The organism is Vreelandella glaciei, from assembly GCF_013415125.1.
In the GTDB taxonomy this organism is placed as follows: domain Bacteria; phylum Pseudomonadota; class Gammaproteobacteria; order Pseudomonadales; family Halomonadaceae; genus Vreelandella; species Vreelandella glaciei.
This window is the reverse complement of record NZ_JACCDE010000006.1, coordinates 99278-115579: the sequence shown is the minus strand read 5'-3', so window position 1 is coordinate 115579 and position 16302 is coordinate 99278. Positions and strand designations below refer to the sequence as shown.

Genomic DNA, 16302 nt, shown 5'->3' with positions numbered 1-16302 from the left:
AATAAAGGTGGCTTAACTGAGCACCTTGCCGGGATTGAGAATGTTGTTTGGATCAAATGTTTGCTTGAGGGCATGCATAACGTTCAACGCTTCGGGGCGGACACTGTGATGCAGGAATTCACGCTTAAGCAGACCAATGCCATGCTCGGCAGAAATGGAGCCGCGGTATTCACCGACCAGCCCGTAGATATCGGTTTCGATAGCGTGGTGAGTCGCCGAGGTGTTCTCAGTTAGCGAGTTACTATCTACAGTGAGATGCAGGTTGCTGTCGCCAATATGGCCGAAATTGACGATGCGGATTCCTGGCCAGCGGTGCGTGAGCAGCTTGCCTGCCGCTTCAACAAAGTCGCCAATTTTTGCAATGGGTAAACTGATGTCGAAGTTGATCGGTGCCAGCTTGACGGGAAATTCGCCAGTCGCCTCCCGAATTGCCCATAGTTCTTGGGCCTGTTTGATCGTGCTTGCCATGACGGCATCTTGCACTTCGCCAGTTTCCAGAGCGGCTGCCAGGACCATCTCCAGGTGGCTTGCATCGCCTTCGACCTCACACAGCACGTAAAGAGGGTAGCTTGGTGGGAGAGGCGACTGGTTGCTCTGCCACTCGCAACTCATCGCATAGAAGTCCTGCCACATCACCTCGAATGCCTCTAGGGCTAGTCCGGTGCCACGCAGTCGATGCAGCAGACTGACCGCCGCCGGGTAGTCGCGTAGCGCGCACAAAAGCGTGCGGGACTCCCTCTGGGGCGGGGCAAGACGCAGTACAGCGCGGGTGATGACGCCTAGTGTTCCCTCGGCACCGATAAAACAGTGCTTAAGGTCGTAGCCGGTATTATTTTTGATCATGCTGTTCATCAAATCGAGAATCCGCCCGTCGGCTAGCACTACTTCGAGGCCGAGCACACGGTCACGTGTCATGCCGTGACGAATCACGCCATGGCCGCCCGCATTGGTGGAGAGGGTGCCGCCGATCTGGCAAGAGCCTCGGGCGCCAAAATCAATTGGATAGCAAAAGCCTGCTTCTATAGCCGCGTCTTGGACGGCCTGAAGTGTAGTGCCCGCTCGCACCGTCAGTGTGGCGGCATCTTGGTCAACGTTCTCCACGCCGCTGAGCTTGATTAATGACAGCGCGACACTCTCAGCCGTGGGTACGGCGCCACCGGCTAAACCCGTCATGCCACCCTGGGGGACGACGGCGCGGCGGTGCTGGTTGCAAAGTTGCAGCAGCTTGGAGACTTCCTGTGTGCTGGTTGGACGTACCAGCGCCAGTGGACGACAGGCGGCGTGGCCGGTCCAATCGCTATGACAAGACGCCGGGATTGACTCGCCCAGCAGCACGCTGTCGCCAAAGGCGCTTAGCAACAGATCTAGGAAGGCATCGTCTTTACTGGGTTCAATGCTCACGATAGATCTCCCATAGTCGGCTGCACGGTTTGTGTGGGCGAATCCACCGAATTAGCCGTGAGGTAATGTGAGTTGTCGTGTGAAAGATGGAGGGGAAGACCCAGACAGTCGCGGTCGAGTTGGGACACGCATGGGCGACCCAGCAGAGCAAGCGTATTGTGTAACTGTTGCTGGAGTAGCGTCAGGGCATGATTAGCGCCTGCCTCGCCGCCAACCGCGAGACCATATAGCGTGGCCCTTCCACTGAGTACGCCATTGGCGCCTAGAGCTAGCGCTTTGGCAATATCGCTACCTCGGCGAATGCCGCTATCGAGCAGAATCTCAAGTTCTTTTCCCACCGCATCGACGATGGGTGGCAAGCAGTCGAGGCTGGCAGGCGAGCCATCCAGTTGGCGTCCACCATGGTTGGTAACCACGATGGCGTCGGCCCCTAGCCGCTGGCAATGGCGGGCATCCTCAGCATTGAGAATACCCTTGATGATCAGCTTGCCCGACCACTGCTGGCGAATCTCGGCTAGCGCTTCCCACGTTAAGTCGGTCGCCATTTGTTGACTGATGTAGGTAGCTGCGCTGGCCGCACTGTGCTCCCCTGCGGGCAAGTATTTGAGCAGGTTGCCCAGTGTCGGTAGGCCGTTGGGCCAGAGTGCCTGGGCGGCCCAGCGTGGGTGGCACAAAGCATCTAGCGTATGGCCCATGGTCAGGCGTCGAGGGTTCAGGTAGCTGCGGCTGTCCCACTCGCGTCGACCGAGCACCACTGCATCGGTAGTGACTACAAGAGCCTCTGCATTAGCTGCTTGAGCGCGTTCGATCAGATCCTGGGTCGCTGATTTATCGCGTAGTGGATAGAGCTGAAACCACAGCCGACCGGTTGGGACAGCGGCGGCAACCGCCTCAAGGCTATTGCAGGATACGGTACTCAGCGTGAAGGGCACGTCGTGACGTTGCGCCGCTCGGGCTAGGGCGATATCAGCGTCACGCCACAGCATGCCGTTGTAGCCGGTGGGGGCGATTGCCAGGGGTATTGCGCACTCCTGGCCCAAAAGGGTGGTGCGGCTGTCGATCTCGCTTAGGTCAAGCAGCGTGCGTGGTCGCCACTGCCAGCGTTGAAATGCTCTGCGATTGTCGTTGAGGGTGTGCTCGTCCTCGGCACCTGCATTGAGATATTCCCAGGCAAAGGCGGGCAGTCGGCTACTGGCCATCGAGGCCAGTTCATCGATACTTTGGGCGTGTCGCCAGCGGTGGCTTGGGGCGTAGCGTCGTTTCATATCAACCTTCGGCGTAGAGGCGTGGGCGGGGCAGCAGTGGTTCGAAGATAGCCTCGTCAACAAAGCGCTGGGCGGCAACGAGATCGGGGGCAAAGTAGCGATCCCGGTCGTAATGTTTAACGTCGCGCCGAATCAGTGCCAGCGCTTCTTCGAGGGAAGGTGACGTGGTCATGGGGCGGTGGAATTCCACCCCTTGGGCCGCCGCCAGTAGCTCAATGGCGACTACCGCGCTGGAGTTAAACGCCATGTCGGCCAGTCGCCTTGCGGCAAACGTCGCCATTGATACGTGGTCTTCTTGATTGGCGGAGGTCGGCAGGCTGTCTACTGAGGCGGGGTGGGCCAGGGTTTTGTTCTCGGACGCCAGTGCCGCCGCACTAACTTGGGCAATCATGAAGCCAGAGTTAAGGCCACTGTCGTTGACCAAGAACGCCGGTAGCCCTGAGAGGGCGGGGTCGACGAGTTGGGCGATGCGTCTTTCCGACAGCGCGCCGATTTCTGAGATCACCAGCGCCAGCACATCGGAGGCCATGGCAACCGGCTCAGCATGGAAGTTGCCGCCGGAAAGGACGTCACCGTTGTCAAAGATCAGCGGATTATCAGAAACGGCGTTAGCTTCACGTAGAAATACGCCCGCTGCAAAGCGTAAGTGGTCGAGGCAGGCGCCCATCACCTGGGGCTGGCAGCGCAGCGAGTAGGGATCCTGAACCCGCGGGCAGTCGCGGTGGGATTCGCGCACCCGGCTGCCCGCTAGCAGCTCGCGGTAGAAACCAGCGACATCACACTGACCGGGGTGGCCGCGAACGGCCTGGATGCGCTCGTCAAACGGGGTGTCTGAGCCTTTTAAAGCATCCACTGTCAGGCTACCGGCGAGCACGGCAGCGGTGAATAGTTTTTCGGTGGCGAACAGGCCGCGCAACGCAAGTGCAGTGGAAACTTGTGTTCCGTTGATGAGTGCCAGCCCCTCCTTGGGCGCTAGTGTCAGCGGTGCCAGACCCGCTAGGGCAAGTCCTTCAACGGCTGGTATCTCGCGTCCCTTATGGCGCATGCGGCCTTCGCCGAGCAGGGTGGCGGCTAAATGCGCTAGCGGCGCAAGATCCCCTGAGGCGCCTACTGAGCCTTTAGCGGGAATACAGGGGTAGACCTGGGCGTTGTAAAGCGCCAGCAATGCGTCAATGATCAGCCAGCGTACGCCGGAGTGGCCACGGGCCAGCGAGGCGGCCTTAAGCGCCAGTATCAAACCAACGGTGGCTTCGTCTAAGTTGTCACCAACCCCTGTGCTGTGTGACAGCACTAAGTTTCGCTGGAGCTCTGTGAGTGACGCGCGTGGTATTGAGGTCTGGGCGAGCACGCCAAAGCCGGTGTTAATACCGTAAACGGTGCGGCCACTATCCAAAATGTCGCTAACCGTTGCTTCGGCCCGAGCGACTCTAGCCCTGCTCTCCTCATCGAGCTCGATAGTGGGGCTGTCCTCAAAAAGCGCGCGCAGTGTGGCAAGCGTAAGTTGGCCGGGGGAGAGTCGTTGTACTGATGTCATGGTGACCTCTGAAGTGCTTTACGGGCATCATTTGGGAGCATCTAAACAGTCTTTTTCTCACTCAGCGGGTGTTGAAAATGGTTTTTAGATCTTCCCAGCTGTTGTTGTGAACCTATAGTTGTGAATCTGTGGCTATGAAATCGAGCGTTGCTATTATGTATATACAGGTAGGTGGTATTTATGCAAGTTCTATTGGTTAAGTTTCCTGGCGCTGTTAGATATTATTTTAAAATGATAATTTTTAGTGCATAAATGGTGATTTTTGTGTGATTTTGGTGCGTTTTAGGCGAAATTTTATAGGATTTGTTTTAATAACATGGATAGATAAAAGCATTTTTATATGTATATACTTATTGCTTGTGGCTGTTCTTGTTTATAGCCGCTACCGATAGCCTAAGTGGACTAACACGGGTAAGGATTGGGCTGGCTTTTCGTTGACAGTGGAGACTCAAGTAATGACAACTTCAGCAATGACCATACCGCTGGTTGATATGCAGGGCGTGCGTGAGGGCGACCCTGATAGCCTCGCGCGGGCGGGGGAGGCGATACACAACGCCTGTACCCAGGTGGGGTTCTTTTACATCATCAACCATGGTTTATCACAGGCAGTAATAGACGATGCTATGCAGGCCGCCCAGCGCTTCTTTGCTGAGCCACTGGAGCGCAAGGCGCAGGTGGCGGTTAATAAGCACCACCGTGGTTTTCATCGGCGCGGTGGTGCCACTATGTATCAGGCAACCCGACCTGATGAGAAGGAGTTCTATGGTTTTGGGCTGGACTTGGCCGAGGATGACCCAAGTGTACTGGCAGGCGAGGCACTGCGTGGGCCGAACCAGTGGCCAGACTTTATGCCGGAGTTTCAGCCAGCCATGGATCGCTACTTTGTTGAGGTAGGCCGCTGCGGAGCGGATCTGCTGCGTGCCATTGCCATGAGCCTGGATATTGATCCTGAGTTCTTCGCTGACAAGTACACCAAGCCGTTACAGCGCACTCAGGCGGTCTATTATCCCGTCCAGTCTGATGATCGGCCAGCCGATCAATTTGGCGTTGCCCCGCATACCGATTATGGTTGCGTGACGTTGCTTTACCAAGATGCCGTCGGTGGTTTGCAGGTGCGTGAGCTGGGCAGCGAGCGTTGGATTGACGCGCCTTTCATTGAGGGGTCGCTGGTCGTCAATGTCGGTGATCTGCTGGCGCGGTGGTCTAATGACCGCTTTCGCTCTACCCTGCATCGGGTTATCAACACCAGTGGCCGCGAACGTTATTCCATCGCCACCTTTTATGATCCTACCTATGCTGCGCTGGTTGATCCTGTCGATTTGGGTGTTGCTGCTGACGAGGCGATTTACCCGCCAGTCGCCGCGGGCGACTATATCCTGGGTCGTATTGATGCTTCTATGAGCTATCGCAAATCTGCGGCGCCTTGACGGGCATCTTTATGGGCTCATGGATGACATATCGCTTTGCCGAGCTGGTGCCCGTTGCTTGGCGCAATGGTGGCGGCGTTACCCGTGAAGTGGCCCGCCAAGCCAGCGTTGACTCACCGGGGTGGCGGGTGTCGATGGCGGAGCTGGAAAGGCCGGGGCCATTCTCGGTTATGGCTGGGCTGAAACGTCATTTCACCGTGGTTGGCACGCATCCGGTCACGCTGATACTGCCCGATCAACGCACTAAGTTAGTGCCTCGACAAAGCGTTGTTTTTGATGGTGATACGGCGGTGGAGTGCTTGCTACCTGAAGGGGCGAGTCGGGCGCTGAATTTGATGTACAATCCACTTCAATGGCAGGCCCGTGTGGCTTGGCTAACCCAGGGAGAGCCGCTACAGCGACACCCAGGTGCTGAGACACTGGTAGTGGCTGTGGGTGGGACTGCGTGGATGTCCAGCCGACCAGCGCAGTCGCTCAATGATTGCGACCTGTGGTATTGGCCTGGGCAAGAGCCTCTCTTGGCGCCGGTTAACGCTGCCTGCGAGACGATCAAATTTGAGACGATGCCTGGAACGCACCTGCTTAGCATCGACCTGAGGGCGATGGGTTGATAAGCCGGGCGATAAAAGGGATTTGAGGAGAGCACGTGGGACGCCAACCGCCCCGATATCAACAGATCAAGCACTACCTGCTGGATAACATCCAAACGGGTCACTTTCCCGTCGACCATAAAATCCCGCCTGAAGAGCAGCTGGCGGTCACCTTTGGGGTCAGCAGGATGACAGCTAATAAAGCTATTCGTGATCTGGTGCAGGAGGGTTATCTGGTGCGTCAATCGGGGATCGGCACCTTTGTGACTGATCGCCGCTCTGAATCGCCGTTGGCGGAAGTCAATAATATCGCTGATGAAGTACGCAGCCGTGGCCATGACTACACAAACCGTGTGTTGCGCTGTGAGCCGCTTAATGCCGACGACGAGATCGCCCTGCGTATGGGCGTGCGTATTGGCACTAAGCTATTCCACTCCATTCTGATTCACCTCGAAAATGGCCTGCCCATTCAGCTTGAAGACCGTTACGTTAATCCGCGCTGGGTGCCCGGTTATCTGGATGCAGACTTCTCCAAGCATACTCCGAATGAAGTACTGGTCGCTGCTTGCCCCATTACGGATATGGAGCATATCGTCGAGGCCGTGCTGGTCGATGCTCAAACCGCAGAGTGGCTAGAAGTTGACTCGCCTCTGCCGTGTCTCAGCGTGCACCGCCGTACCTGGTCGGGTGATCGCCTGATTAGCTATGCCCATTTGCTTCACCCAGGCGACCGCTACAAGCTGCGCTCAATGGCGCACTCCCCCCATTAGTCGCTCTCGCTCAACAGCTTAGTCAATCTCTCGAAACAGGCCTGCCAGTGCGGTGCGGTTAACGTCGTCGAGGGCATGGCGTCGCGCCTGAATGACCCAGCGGCCTGCGACCATGACATCGCGTATCTGCTGTTTGGAACCGCCAAATAGCCAGCGCCCCAGACGGGTGTCGTCTGCGCTAGTGGCAAGGTAGGGGTCACTGCCATCCAGTACCACCATGTCGGCGCGCTTGCCGACTTCCAGGGCGCCGATGGGCTGGCCGGAGGCTTGGGCACCGCCAGCCAAGGCGCTGCGGTAAAGCCAGTCAGCCACCGGGCGTATGTCGCTATTGTGCAGGCAGTTGCGCTGTTGGGTGGCAAGGCGCTGGCCGTACTCAAGCAGGCGTAGCTCTTCAACCACATCGAGTGAGACATGGCTATCAGAGCCAATGCCTAAACGCCCGCCCTGGGCGGCATACTCCACTGCGCGGAAGAGTCCGTCACCCAGATTGGCCTCCGTGGTCGGGCAGAGCCCCGCCACCGCGCCGCTAGCAGCAAGGTCACGTACTTCTGAGTCGTCCAGGTGTGTGGCATGGATCAAACACCAGCGCTCATCCACCTCAACGTTATCCAGTAGCCAGCGCACAGGGCGTTTGCCTGAATAGGCGAGGCTGTCTTCCACTTCGCGTTGCTGCTCGGCGACATGAATGTGGCGTGGCCCGACAGGGTTCGTCGCCAGCACCGCCTGGATCTCTTCCAATGTCACCGCGCGCAGGGAATGAAACGCCATGCCTAGTGCCTGTGTGGAGTGGTCGGTAAAGCTTGGCTTCAACGTCTCAAGCAATTTCAAAAAATCTGGTACGGCGTGGATAAAACGTCTTTGCCCATGATTGGGTGGCTGGCCGCCAAAGCCGCTGTGGGCGTAAAGCACCGGTAGCAAGGTAAGCGCAATGCCACTGCGCTCGGCCGCTTGGCTAATCGCCCAGGCCATTTCAGCCGGATCGCTATGGGCCTTGCCCGATAGATCGTGGTGCAAATAATGAAACTCGCTGACCTGGGTATAGCCGCCCTTAAGCATTTCGACATACAGCGATTGGGCAATAGTGCCCACTTGATTCGGTGTCAGGCGGTCCACCAAGCCGTACATGCGGTCTCGCCAGCTCCAGAAGCTGTCTGGCTGGGGGCTACCGATTTCTGCCAGGCCCGCCATGGCGCGCTGAAAAGCGTGTGAATGTAGGTTAGGCATACCGGGTAGCGCTGGCCCGGCTAAGCGCTGGGCGTTGCCGGGCGAGCTGTTGGGCAGTACCGATATCAGCATGCCGGTGGCATCGACTTCGAACAGCACCTGAGAGGCCCATCCAGTCGGCAGTAGGGCATGATCAGCAAAATAGCAATGGGTCATCGGGGCTCCTTTTTGTTAACGAATAACGGCTAATGTATATACATATAGCGAAGTCCGCTTCTTAGGTAAAGAAGAGAGTTGGAATTTCCTCGTAAAGTCCATTTTGGTGCGTAATTTCGCCCTATTGTTGGCGTTTGCACTATGTTGGTGAATATTTAGGACTGAGTTTTTTTTTGCTAAAAAGGGCGATTTAGGTGATTGCGCAGAAGCGTTTGTTGCCATAATGTATATACAAACTTTGACAACAAACAGGAGTTACCATGTCTCTTTCACGCTTTCGCGATACCGAAATTCGGGCACCTCATGGAGTCGAGCTCTCCTGCAAGAGCTGGCTGACTGAAGCACCGCTGCGCATGCTGATGAACAACCTAGATCCAGATGTCGCCGAGAATCCCAAAGAGCTGGTGGTCTATGGCGGGATTGGCCGCGCCGCCCGCAATTGGGAGTGTTTCGATACCATCGTTGAAACGCTCAAACGTTTAGAAGATAACCAGTCACTGCTGATTCAGTCTGGTAAGCCGGTGGGGATATTTGAAACCCATAAAGACGCCCCGAGGGTGCTGATTGCCAATTCCAACCTAGTGCCAGCCTGGGCTAACTGGGAGCATTTCAATGAACTGGATAAGAAAGGCCTGATGATGTACGGCCAGATGACGGCTGGCTCATGGATCTACATCGGCTCTCAGGGCATTGTTCAGGGTACTTACGAAACCTTTGTTGAGGCTGGTCGCCAGCACTACGACGGCAAACTGGCCGGGCGCTGGATTCTGACGGCCGGTCTTGGCGGTATGGGCGGGGCGCAGCCATTGGCGGCAACGCTGGCGGGTGCCTGCAGTCTGAATATTGAGTGTCAGCAGAGCCGCATTGATATGCGTCTGCGTACCCGCTATGTGGATGAGCAGGCGAGCGACCTCGACGATGCTCTGGTGCGCCTGGAGCGCTACACCTCAGAAGGTAAAGCCGTTTCGATTGCGTTGCATGGCAATGCCGCTGAAATACTGCCGGAACTGATTAAGCGTGGCGTCAAACCGGATATGGTGACTGACCAGACTAGCGCTCACGACCCGCTGCACGGTTATCTGCCCGCAGGCTGGTCATGGGATGAGTATTTGGCACGCGGGAAAACCGAACCCGAGGTGGTGGTCAAGGCGGCTAAGCGCTCCATGGCGGTGCATGTGCAGGCCATGCTCGACTTCCAGGCAATGGGTATACCTACCTTCGATTATGGCAATAACATTCGCCAGATGGCTCAGGAGGAGGGCGTTTCTAATGCTTTCGACTTCCCCGGCTTTGTGCCTGCCTACATTCGCCCACTGTTCTGCCAGGGAATTGGCCCATTCCGCTGGGTCGCGCTCTCCGGTGATCCAGAAGATATCTATAAAACCGATCAGAAAGTCAAAGAACTCATCCCAGATGATCCGCATCTGCATAACTGGCTGGATATGGCCAAGGAGCGTATCAGCTTCCAGGGCTTACCGGCGCGCATCTGCTGGGTTGGCTTAAAGGATCGTGCTCGCTTGGGGCAGGCGTTTAACGCCATGGTCGCCAGTGGCGAGCTCAAAGCACCTATTGTGATTGGTCGCGACCACCTGGACTCCGGCTCGGTGGCCAGCCCCAATCGCGAGACTGAATCAATGCAGGATGGCTCGGATGCCGTCTCCGACTGGCCGCTGCTCAATGCGCTGCTCAACACCGCCGGAGGCGCCACCTGGGTCTCCCTTCACCACGGCGGCGGGGTGGGCATGGGTTACTCCCAGCATTCGGGCGTGGTGATCGTCGCCGACGGTACCGATGATGCCCACGCACGACTTGGCCGCGTGCTGCGGAATGATCCGGCTACTGGCGTTATGCGCCACGCTGATGCCAGCTATGAGATCGCCAAGAACTGTGCCCGTGAAAACGACCTTGATCTGCCGATGGTCAAGTGAACGGCCTGACTCCAACAAACAAGAGGACATGACATGAAATATATGCCGAACAGCGAGAAGTGCCCGCTGCCTTACTCACCCTTCAAGAGCTGTACTGTTCCACGCCCGATCGGCTGGCTCTCTTCCATCAGTCCTGATGGGGTAGAGAACCTGGCACCATACAGTCAATGGCAGAACCTGACGTTTGACCCGCCGATGGTAATGTTTGCTGCCAACCAGTACCCCGATGGCAGGCGAAAAGATACTGTCATCAACGCCGAGAAGACCGGCTGGTTCGTCTGGAATATGGTGACCTGGGACCTCAAGGACGCCATGAACACGTCCGCCATGGCAGTGCCGTATGGTGAAAGTGAAATCAGTCTTGCCGGACTGAAAACGGTCAAGGCAGACCTTTCAGATGTGCCGATGGTGGCGGATAGCCCCTGTCATTTCGAGTGCAAGTACATTTCGACGCATCGCCTAAAAGGCAACTCGAACGTGGGCACCATCGATATTGTCTTTGCCGAGGTTGTGAAGATTCACGTCAGGGATGAGTTCATCACCGAAGAGGGCAAGATCGATATCATGAAAGCGCGCCCCATCGCACGAATGGGCTATCACGATTATACGGTGGTAGATAATCGCTTCGAGATGAAGATTCCGAAGGCCTCTGCCAATGAAGCAGACGGTCTTGAAGGTCGCCCTTGATAACTTACTGACGGGGGAGGTCTGCTCCCCGTCATCATCTTAGACTCAGAGGATGTGAGAAATGAAAGATAGCGCCGTTGAAAACAATGCTAAAAGAAAACATACGCTTGCAGAGGTTCTGAGAGTGGCGATCCCGAGCTTCCTTGGGATCATGGTTTTCTTCGTACCAATAACAATAGCTGATAAGAATACTATCCTTCTCGATCATCTGGTTATCTGGTGCGAGAACCTTCTGGGTGAAAACAGCCAGTGGTATGCCTTGCTGCTTATCATAGGTGGCTCGGTGTTACCCATCATGCAAAAGTTTTGGCGACAGGGCTTCGGCATTATCGTGTTCACCCTCTTCAAGTTCATCGGCTTGATACTTGCAGGAATGGTGATCATCAAGGCCGGCCCAGCGGCACTCTATGAACCCTTCATGCTTGAGTTTCTCTGGAAGGCTCTGGTCATTCCAGTCGGTATCCTGGTGCCTATTGGTGCTATCTTCATGCCGCTTTTGGTCAACTATGGCCTGGTGGAGCTGGTCGGTACATTGACCCAGCCCTTCATGCGCCTGGCGTTCAAGGTCCCCGGTCGTTCTGCTGTCGATGCGGTGGCGTCATTCATTACCAGCTTTGCCGTTGGGCTCCTGATTACTAACAAGGCCTATCTTAGAGGGGAGTACTCAGCGAAAGAAGCTGCCATCATTGCTACTGGGTTCTCCACGGTGTCTGTCGCCTTCATGGTGATCGTGGCCAGGACACTTGGACTGATGGATATCTGGGTAGTGTTCTTCCTGGCAACACTGTTCACTACCGTTGTAGTGACAGCTATCAGTGCACGCATCCCTCCCATCTCCAACATGGATGATCACGCTGAGAATCGGGAGGCGACACCGGATAAGGGCAGCCGCGTGGCAACGGCAGTGGCTGAGGCCATTGGGGTTGCCAACAGCCCGAAGAGCTTTCTTAATCTGGTCAAGGATAACCTCAAGGATGGTATTGTAATGACGATGACCATTCTTCCCACTATCCTGTCGGTCGGCACCATCAGTCTGCTGATCGAGAAGTACACGCCAGCTTTTGACTATATCGGTTATATTTTTTACCCCATCACCCTGCTCTTTGGCATGGAAAATGGGCTGGAACTCTCCTCAGCGGTATCGACCAGCTATTCAGAGATGTTCCTTCCAGCATTGATCATGGCAGAGGCTGATGTTGTCTCGAAGCTGGTGGCGGGGATTACGGCCATCTCTTCTATTCTCTTCGTATCTGCCTCAATTCCTTGCATCATGGCGACCAATATCCCGATTTCATTCTATGGACTGACGGTCGTCTGGGTGGTCAGAACAGCCCTGACGATGGTGATAGCCATTCCGCTGTCTATGGGTATTGCTTCATTCATAATGTAGTGTTTATTTCAGATGGAAGAGAAGAAACTCCGCTCTGCTACTGATAACCCGTTAGTGGTTCCAGTTGAAGATGACAACCAGACTGTGACCCAGGCTAATCCTCACGGCGCCTCGGTGGCGATGGCCTGCGATCTGTTGGCCATCGCGGCCTGTGAGTGGAGTTCGATCTCCGAGCGGCGCGCCTACCGTTTAGTGACCCCCCAGGCGAATCAGCTGCCACCTTTCTTGACCACTGAAAGCGGCGTCAAGTCCGGCATGATGATCGCCCACTACTCGGCGGCTTCCCTGGTGGCGGATAACAAACGTCTGGCGCAGCCCGCAGTGACCGACAATTTTATCACCTCAGGCCTCCAGGAAGACCATCTAAGCTTTGGCGAAAGTGCTGCCCTGAAACTGGACAAGACCCTCGACAATGCTTTCTACGTTCTTGCGATCGAATATCTACTGGCCTCTCAGGCCCTTGATTTAATTGGCAGCGATGAGTTTGCCAAGGGCACGTCGCTGGCTTGGAAATCACTGCGAGAAGTGTTGCCTACATACCAGGAAGAGCATGCGCTGCACCTGGATATTGAGGCGGCTTACCAGCGCCTAAAGGAGACTCAAGTGATCGATAAGCTCCTGTCTATTGCCCCGAACTTACTGCCGAATCGGCAGCCTAGCGATTAGGAGGAAGCATGAAACAGCTATGGCACCACTGCCATGCGGTGACCCTGGCGGGTGGCCGCTACGGAATTGTGCGCGATGCGGCGCTGATTATAGACGCGGGACGCATCGCCTGGATTGGCACTGAGGCGCAACTTGACCGCGATGCTGACTTCGATGAAGTGCGTGACTTGGGTGGGCGCTGGCTAACGCCGGGGTTGATCGACTGCCACACGCACCTGGTGTTTGGCGGTGACCGCAGTAATGAGTTTGAGCAGCGCCTGGAGGGCGTGAGCTATAGCGAGATAGCTAAACAGGGCGGTGGGATTGTCAGCAGCGTGCGGGCAACTCGCGAGGCCAGCTTTGACGAATTATTGGCCAGCGCCGAGAAGCGCGCCAAAGTACTGCTGCGCGAAGGCGTCACCACGCTAGAGGTCAAGTCGGGGTATGGGCTTGATCTCGAGAGCGAGCGCAAAATGCTGCAAGTCGCCCGGGCGCTGGGGGAACGGCTACCTGTCGAGGTGCTCACGACGTGCCTTGCGGCCCACGCGCTGCCGCCCGAATACCGCGAACGTAGCGATGAGTATATTGATCTAGTCTGCGAGGAAATTCTGCCGAAGCTGGCGAAGGAAGGCCTTGTCGACGCCGTCGATGGCTTCTGTGAGGGTATCGCCTTCTCTGTGGAACAGATGCGGCGCGTATTTGAAACTGCAAAGCAATTGGGCCTGCCGCTCAAGCTACATGCTGAGCAACTGTCGCACCTTGGTGGTTGCCAACTGGCTGCGGAATTCGGCGCGCTTTCCGCTGACCACGTCGAATACGCCGATAAAACGGATGCGCGTGCGATGGCTCAAAGCAGCACGGCAGCAGTGTTACTTCCGGGGGCTTTTCTTACCCTGCGTGAAACCCAGCTACCGCCGATTGCAGCCTTTCGTGAGCAGGGCGTCACCATGGCGCTGGCCAGCGACCTTAATCCTGGTACGTCGCCGGTGCTGTCGTTACGCTTGATGATGAATCTTGGCTGCACGCTGTTCCGCCTTACCCCTGAAGAAACGCTGGCAGGCGTGACCATCAATGCCGCTAAAGCGCTGGGCATTGATGCCACTCACGGTTCGCTAGAAGTAGGTAAATGGGCAGACGCGGTCGTATGGGATATTACCGGGCCAGCGGAGCTTAGCTACTGGCTGGGCGGGCAATTGCCGGTCAAGGTATTCAAAGCAGGTAAGGAGCTAGAGGCATGATCGAAAGTTACCAACTCACCCAGGGCGATACGCCGCTATTGATTTCAATGCCTCACGCAGGCACCGCGCTAACGCCGGAGGTAGAGGCGGGGCTCAATAAAGCTGCGCTCAGCCTTGCCGACACCGACTGGCATATTCCCAAGCTTTACAACTTCGCCGCCGAGCTTGGGGCGAGCCGACTTGAGGCGCGCTATTCGCGCTACGTGATTGATCTTAATCGGCCGGAGAATGATACGCCCCTCTATGCTGGCGCGACGACCGGGCTGTTCCCGAGTACCGACTTCGACGGTGAGCCGCTATTTGAAGCGGGCCAGGAACCCACTAAGGCACAGCGCGACTGGGCCAAAGCGTATATTTGGCGCCCCTACCACAACGCCCTGGCAGGAGAGTTGGCGCGGATAAAAGAACGCTTTGGCTATGCGCTGCTCTTTGATGCCCACTCTATCCGTTCAAAGATACCGCGGCTTTTCGACGACCAACTGCCTGATATCAACCTGGGTACCTTTGACGAGCAAAGCTGCGATCCTGACCTTAGTCAGACCTTACAGGCGGTGTGTGCTGCTCAATCGCGTTTCACTCACGTGATCAATGGCCGTTTCAAAGGGGGGCATATCACCCGGGGGTATGGGGATCCTGCTAATCATATTCACGCCGTACAGCTCGAACTCTCCCAGCGCACCTATATGAACGAACCAAGCGACGAACAACCGATCTTTGCCTATCGCGAAGACCGTGCCACTGAGGTGCGCCCACTGCTAAGTGGGCTACTTGAGGCCATGCAGCGGTGGGGAGAAGTTAGCTACAATAAGGGTAAATAAATCGATTTTGCTCTACGCTACTCAATATCCAGTCAATACCCCGTCATTTCCAGATATCCCTCGCCAAGCGGCTCGCCGCTGGCGCGGTCGCTGATCTGCACTTCGCCCTCCCAGTACGGCACGCTGGTGGTCATCCAGCGGTTGGCGTAGGGCGCTTCGATGTTGATATCGATACCTGCTGATGGCACTTCCAGCCGCCAGCGGGTGGGGATTTCGCGCCCGGCGACAGCCGACGTTGCCAGCGGGGTCATAATGATGTCGGTATTTGCTAAAGGAGTGGGTTTTCCTTGCGGGGTGATCCAGGTGCCCGAGCGATAATCAGCGCCTTGCTCTTGATCAGTGTCGTCACCACCGCCGCGTAGCTGAAACGCCATCAGCTTGTGACCATCATCGAAATGCAGCGATAGCCAGTCCCAGCCTGACTGACGGGCATCGAGTAGCTGGCTGCTCCATTCGCGATCGAGCCAGCCCCGCCCGCCGACGGCTTGGGTCTCGCCGTTAAGGGTAACGTTGCCGTCTATCTGCCAGAAGGGCTGGCTGTAGTACATAGAGCCCTGGCCATTGGCGGCTTTCTGGCTGAACCCTTTTTTTCCATGCAAAACCAGCGGCCCTTGGGCGGTAAGCGTTAACGAATAGCCAAAGCGCGACTTGCCTTCGCCGCTATAGGCGGTGAGCGTTAGAGGGCTAAAAGCGCCGCTGGCGGCTTCTTCGCTCGCTTTAAGCTGCCAATCATCTAACCAGGCATGGAAGGGGCTGGAGATGACGCCCGCTTGGCTATCCTGGGGGACGCTCAGGTCGGCCTGAGAGTGGCTGCGCCCGAAACGCTCGGCAACTTCGTGCTGTTCGCCTTGGGAGATCGCCATATGGGCCATCCAGAGTTGGTCAGCCGCCCAGGGGGTAGGCGCCGGGCGTTCGCTTGGCGACATTAACGCTTGGCGAAATAGGGTCCACTGCAGGCCAAGTGGCTCGCCAGAGGCGTCTTCAAGATTGGCGGTTAAGTACCACCACTCAATACGGTAATCCGGATGGGCGGCGTGATCCGTTGGGAACGTAAGCAACTGGTTTTGCTCGGCATGTTGAAAGCCATCAGCCTCCTGGCCCAGCCCGGCAAAGCCTGTGTTAGCAGACGACGTGGACTCTTCTGAACTGCAGCCGTAAAGCATCAGCGTCGCGGTGAACGCCAGTAGAAGACGGAAGTTTTGCAGTCGGCTTAAGCTCATTGATTTAGG

The 16302-nt window shown here is 56.5% G+C and carries 14 protein-coding genes; 9 read left to right on the top strand and 5 right to left on the bottom strand.

The window, feature by feature from the left end:
• Positions 1-12: 12 nt before the first annotated feature.
• From HZS80_RS06155 to hutH, 3 genes are read right to left on the bottom strand one after another with little or no spacing between them, the layout of a single operon-like run.
• Entirely contained in the window at positions 13-1401 is a 1389-nt protein-coding gene (locus HZS80_RS06155; RefSeq protein ID WP_218927601.1) for an FAD-binding oxidoreductase, read from the bottom strand.
• Positions 1398-2666, bottom strand: a complete 1269-nt coding sequence (locus HZS80_RS06150) for an alpha-hydroxy acid oxidase (protein ID WP_179915469.1) — start codon at positions 2664-2666, stop codon at positions 1398-1400. The genes HZS80_RS06155 and HZS80_RS06150 overlap by 4 nt, the downstream gene beginning before the upstream one ends.
• A gap of 1 nt (position 2667) precedes the next feature.
• Positions 2668-4200, bottom strand: coding sequence for a histidine ammonia-lyase (hutH, locus tag HZS80_RS06145; RefSeq protein WP_179915468.1), 1533 nt, complete (start codon positions 4198-4200; stop codon positions 2668-2670).
• 455 nt (positions 4201-4655) lie between these two features.
• On the opposite strand from hutH, the gene HZS80_RS06140 reads away from it, so the two are divergent.
• The 3 genes from HZS80_RS06140 to hutC are packed head-to-tail and all read left to right on the top strand — an operon-like array spanning position 4656 to position 6987.
• Positions 4656-5627 (top strand): isopenicillin N synthase family dioxygenase, encoded by a 972-nt coding sequence (locus HZS80_RS06140; RefSeq protein ID WP_179915467.1) that lies wholly within the window; start codon positions 4656-4658, stop codon positions 5625-5627.
• Between the two features lie 23 nt (positions 5628-5650).
• Complete coding sequence (locus HZS80_RS06135; RefSeq protein WP_179915466.1) at positions 5651-6238, top strand: HutD/Ves family protein; 588 nt, start codon at positions 5651-5653, stop codon at positions 6236-6238.
• Positions 6239-6273: 35 nt separating this feature from the next.
• Positions 6274-6987 carry a histidine utilization repressor gene (gene hutC, locus HZS80_RS06130; RefSeq protein WP_179915465.1) on the top strand — a complete coding sequence of 238 codons (714 nt, stop codon included), beginning with the start codon at positions 6274-6276 and terminating at the stop codon, positions 6985-6987.
• An 18-nt stretch (positions 6988-7005) separates the two neighbouring features.
• Here the strand turns inward: hutC and HZS80_RS06125 are convergent, their stop codons facing one another.
• Positions 7006-8367 carry a formimidoylglutamate deiminase gene (locus HZS80_RS06125; protein WP_179915464.1) on the bottom strand — a complete coding sequence of 454 codons (1362 nt, stop codon included), beginning with the start codon at positions 8365-8367 and terminating at the stop codon, positions 7006-7008.
• A 260-nt stretch (positions 8368-8627) separates the two neighbouring features.
• Here HZS80_RS06125 and hutU point away from each other — a divergent pair, with 260 nt between their 5' ends.
• The 6 genes from hutU (at position 8628) to hutG (ending at position 15073) form a co-directional block, all read left to right on the top strand.
• Positions 8628-10295 carry a urocanate hydratase gene (gene hutU / locus HZS80_RS06120; RefSeq protein ID WP_179915463.1) on the top strand — a complete coding sequence of 556 codons (1668 nt, stop codon included), beginning with the start codon at positions 8628-8630 and terminating at the stop codon, positions 10293-10295.
• A 33-nt stretch (positions 10296-10328) separates the two neighbouring features.
• A complete protein-coding gene (locus tag HZS80_RS06115; protein WP_179915462.1) occupies positions 10329-10982 on the top strand; it encodes a flavin reductase family protein in 654 nt (217 codons plus the stop codon).
• 61 nt (positions 10983-11043) lie between these two features.
• A complete protein-coding gene (locus HZS80_RS06110; protein ID WP_179915461.1) occupies positions 11044-12372 on the top strand; it encodes a YjiH family protein in 1329 nt (442 codons plus the stop codon).
• Positions 12373-12384: 12 nt separating this feature from the next.
• Positions 12385-13038, top strand: a complete 654-nt coding sequence (locus HZS80_RS06105; RefSeq protein WP_179915460.1) for an aromatic amino acid lyase — start codon at positions 12385-12387, stop codon at positions 13036-13038.
• Positions 13039-13046: 8 nt separating this feature from the next.
• The gene (gene hutI / locus HZS80_RS06100) at positions 13047-14255 is read left to right on the top strand and encodes an imidazolonepropionase (RefSeq protein WP_179915459.1); all 1209 of its coding nucleotides are present in this window, start codon (positions 13047-13049) and stop codon (positions 14253-14255) included.
• Entirely contained in the window at positions 14252-15073 is an 822-nt protein-coding gene (gene hutG, locus HZS80_RS06095; RefSeq protein ID WP_179915458.1) for an N-formylglutamate deformylase, read from the top strand. The genes hutI and hutG overlap by 4 nt, the downstream gene beginning before the upstream one ends.
• A 32-nt stretch (positions 15074-15105) precedes the next feature.
• On the opposite strand, the gene HZS80_RS06090 is transcribed toward hutG, so the two are convergent.
• On the bottom strand, positions 15106-16293 hold the full coding sequence (locus HZS80_RS06090) for a lipocalin-like domain-containing protein (protein WP_179915457.1): 1188 nt from the start codon (positions 16291-16293) through the stop codon (positions 15106-15108).
• Positions 16294-16302 lie beyond the last annotated feature (9 nt).

What these genes read in the sequence shown, in the direction of transcription:
- hutU (WP_179915463.1), top strand. Translation starts at nt 8,628, where the DNA reads ATGTCTCTTTCACGCTTTCGCGATACCGAAATTCGGGCACCTCATGGA.
- HZS80_RS06090 (WP_179915457.1), bottom strand. Translation starts at nt 16,293, where the DNA reads ATGAGCTTAAGCCGACTGCAAAACTTCCGTCTTCTACTGGCGTTCACC.
- HZS80_RS06140 (WP_179915467.1), top strand. Translation starts at nt 4,656, where the DNA reads ATGACAACTTCAGCAATGACCATACCGCTGGTTGATATGCAGGGCGTG.
- HZS80_RS06150 (WP_179915469.1), bottom strand. Translation starts at nt 2,666, where the DNA reads ATGAAACGACGCTACGCCCCAAGCCACCGCTGGCGACACGCCCAAAGT.
- HZS80_RS06125 (WP_179915464.1), bottom strand. Translation starts at nt 8,367, where the DNA reads ATGACCCATTGCTATTTTGCTGATCATGCCCTACTGCCGACTGGATGG.
- hutG (WP_179915458.1), top strand. Translation starts at nt 14,252, where the DNA reads ATGATCGAAAGTTACCAACTCACCCAGGGCGATACGCCGCTATTGATT.
- hutI (WP_179915459.1), top strand. Translation starts at nt 13,047, where the DNA reads ATGAAACAGCTATGGCACCACTGCCATGCGGTGACCCTGGCGGGTGGC.
- HZS80_RS06110 (WP_179915461.1), top strand. Translation starts at nt 11,044, where the DNA reads ATGAAAGATAGCGCCGTTGAAAACAATGCTAAAAGAAAACATACGCTT.
- hutH (WP_179915468.1), bottom strand. Translation starts at nt 4,200, where the DNA reads ATGACATCAGTACAACGACTCTCCCCCGGCCAACTTACGCTTGCCACA.
- HZS80_RS06135 (WP_179915466.1), top strand. Translation starts at nt 5,651, where the DNA reads ATGACATATCGCTTTGCCGAGCTGGTGCCCGTTGCTTGGCGCAATGGT.
- HZS80_RS06115 (WP_179915462.1), top strand. Translation starts at nt 10,329, where the DNA reads ATGAAATATATGCCGAACAGCGAGAAGTGCCCGCTGCCTTACTCACCC.
- HZS80_RS06105 (WP_179915460.1), top strand. Translation starts at nt 12,385, where the DNA reads ATGGAAGAGAAGAAACTCCGCTCTGCTACTGATAACCCGTTAGTGGTT.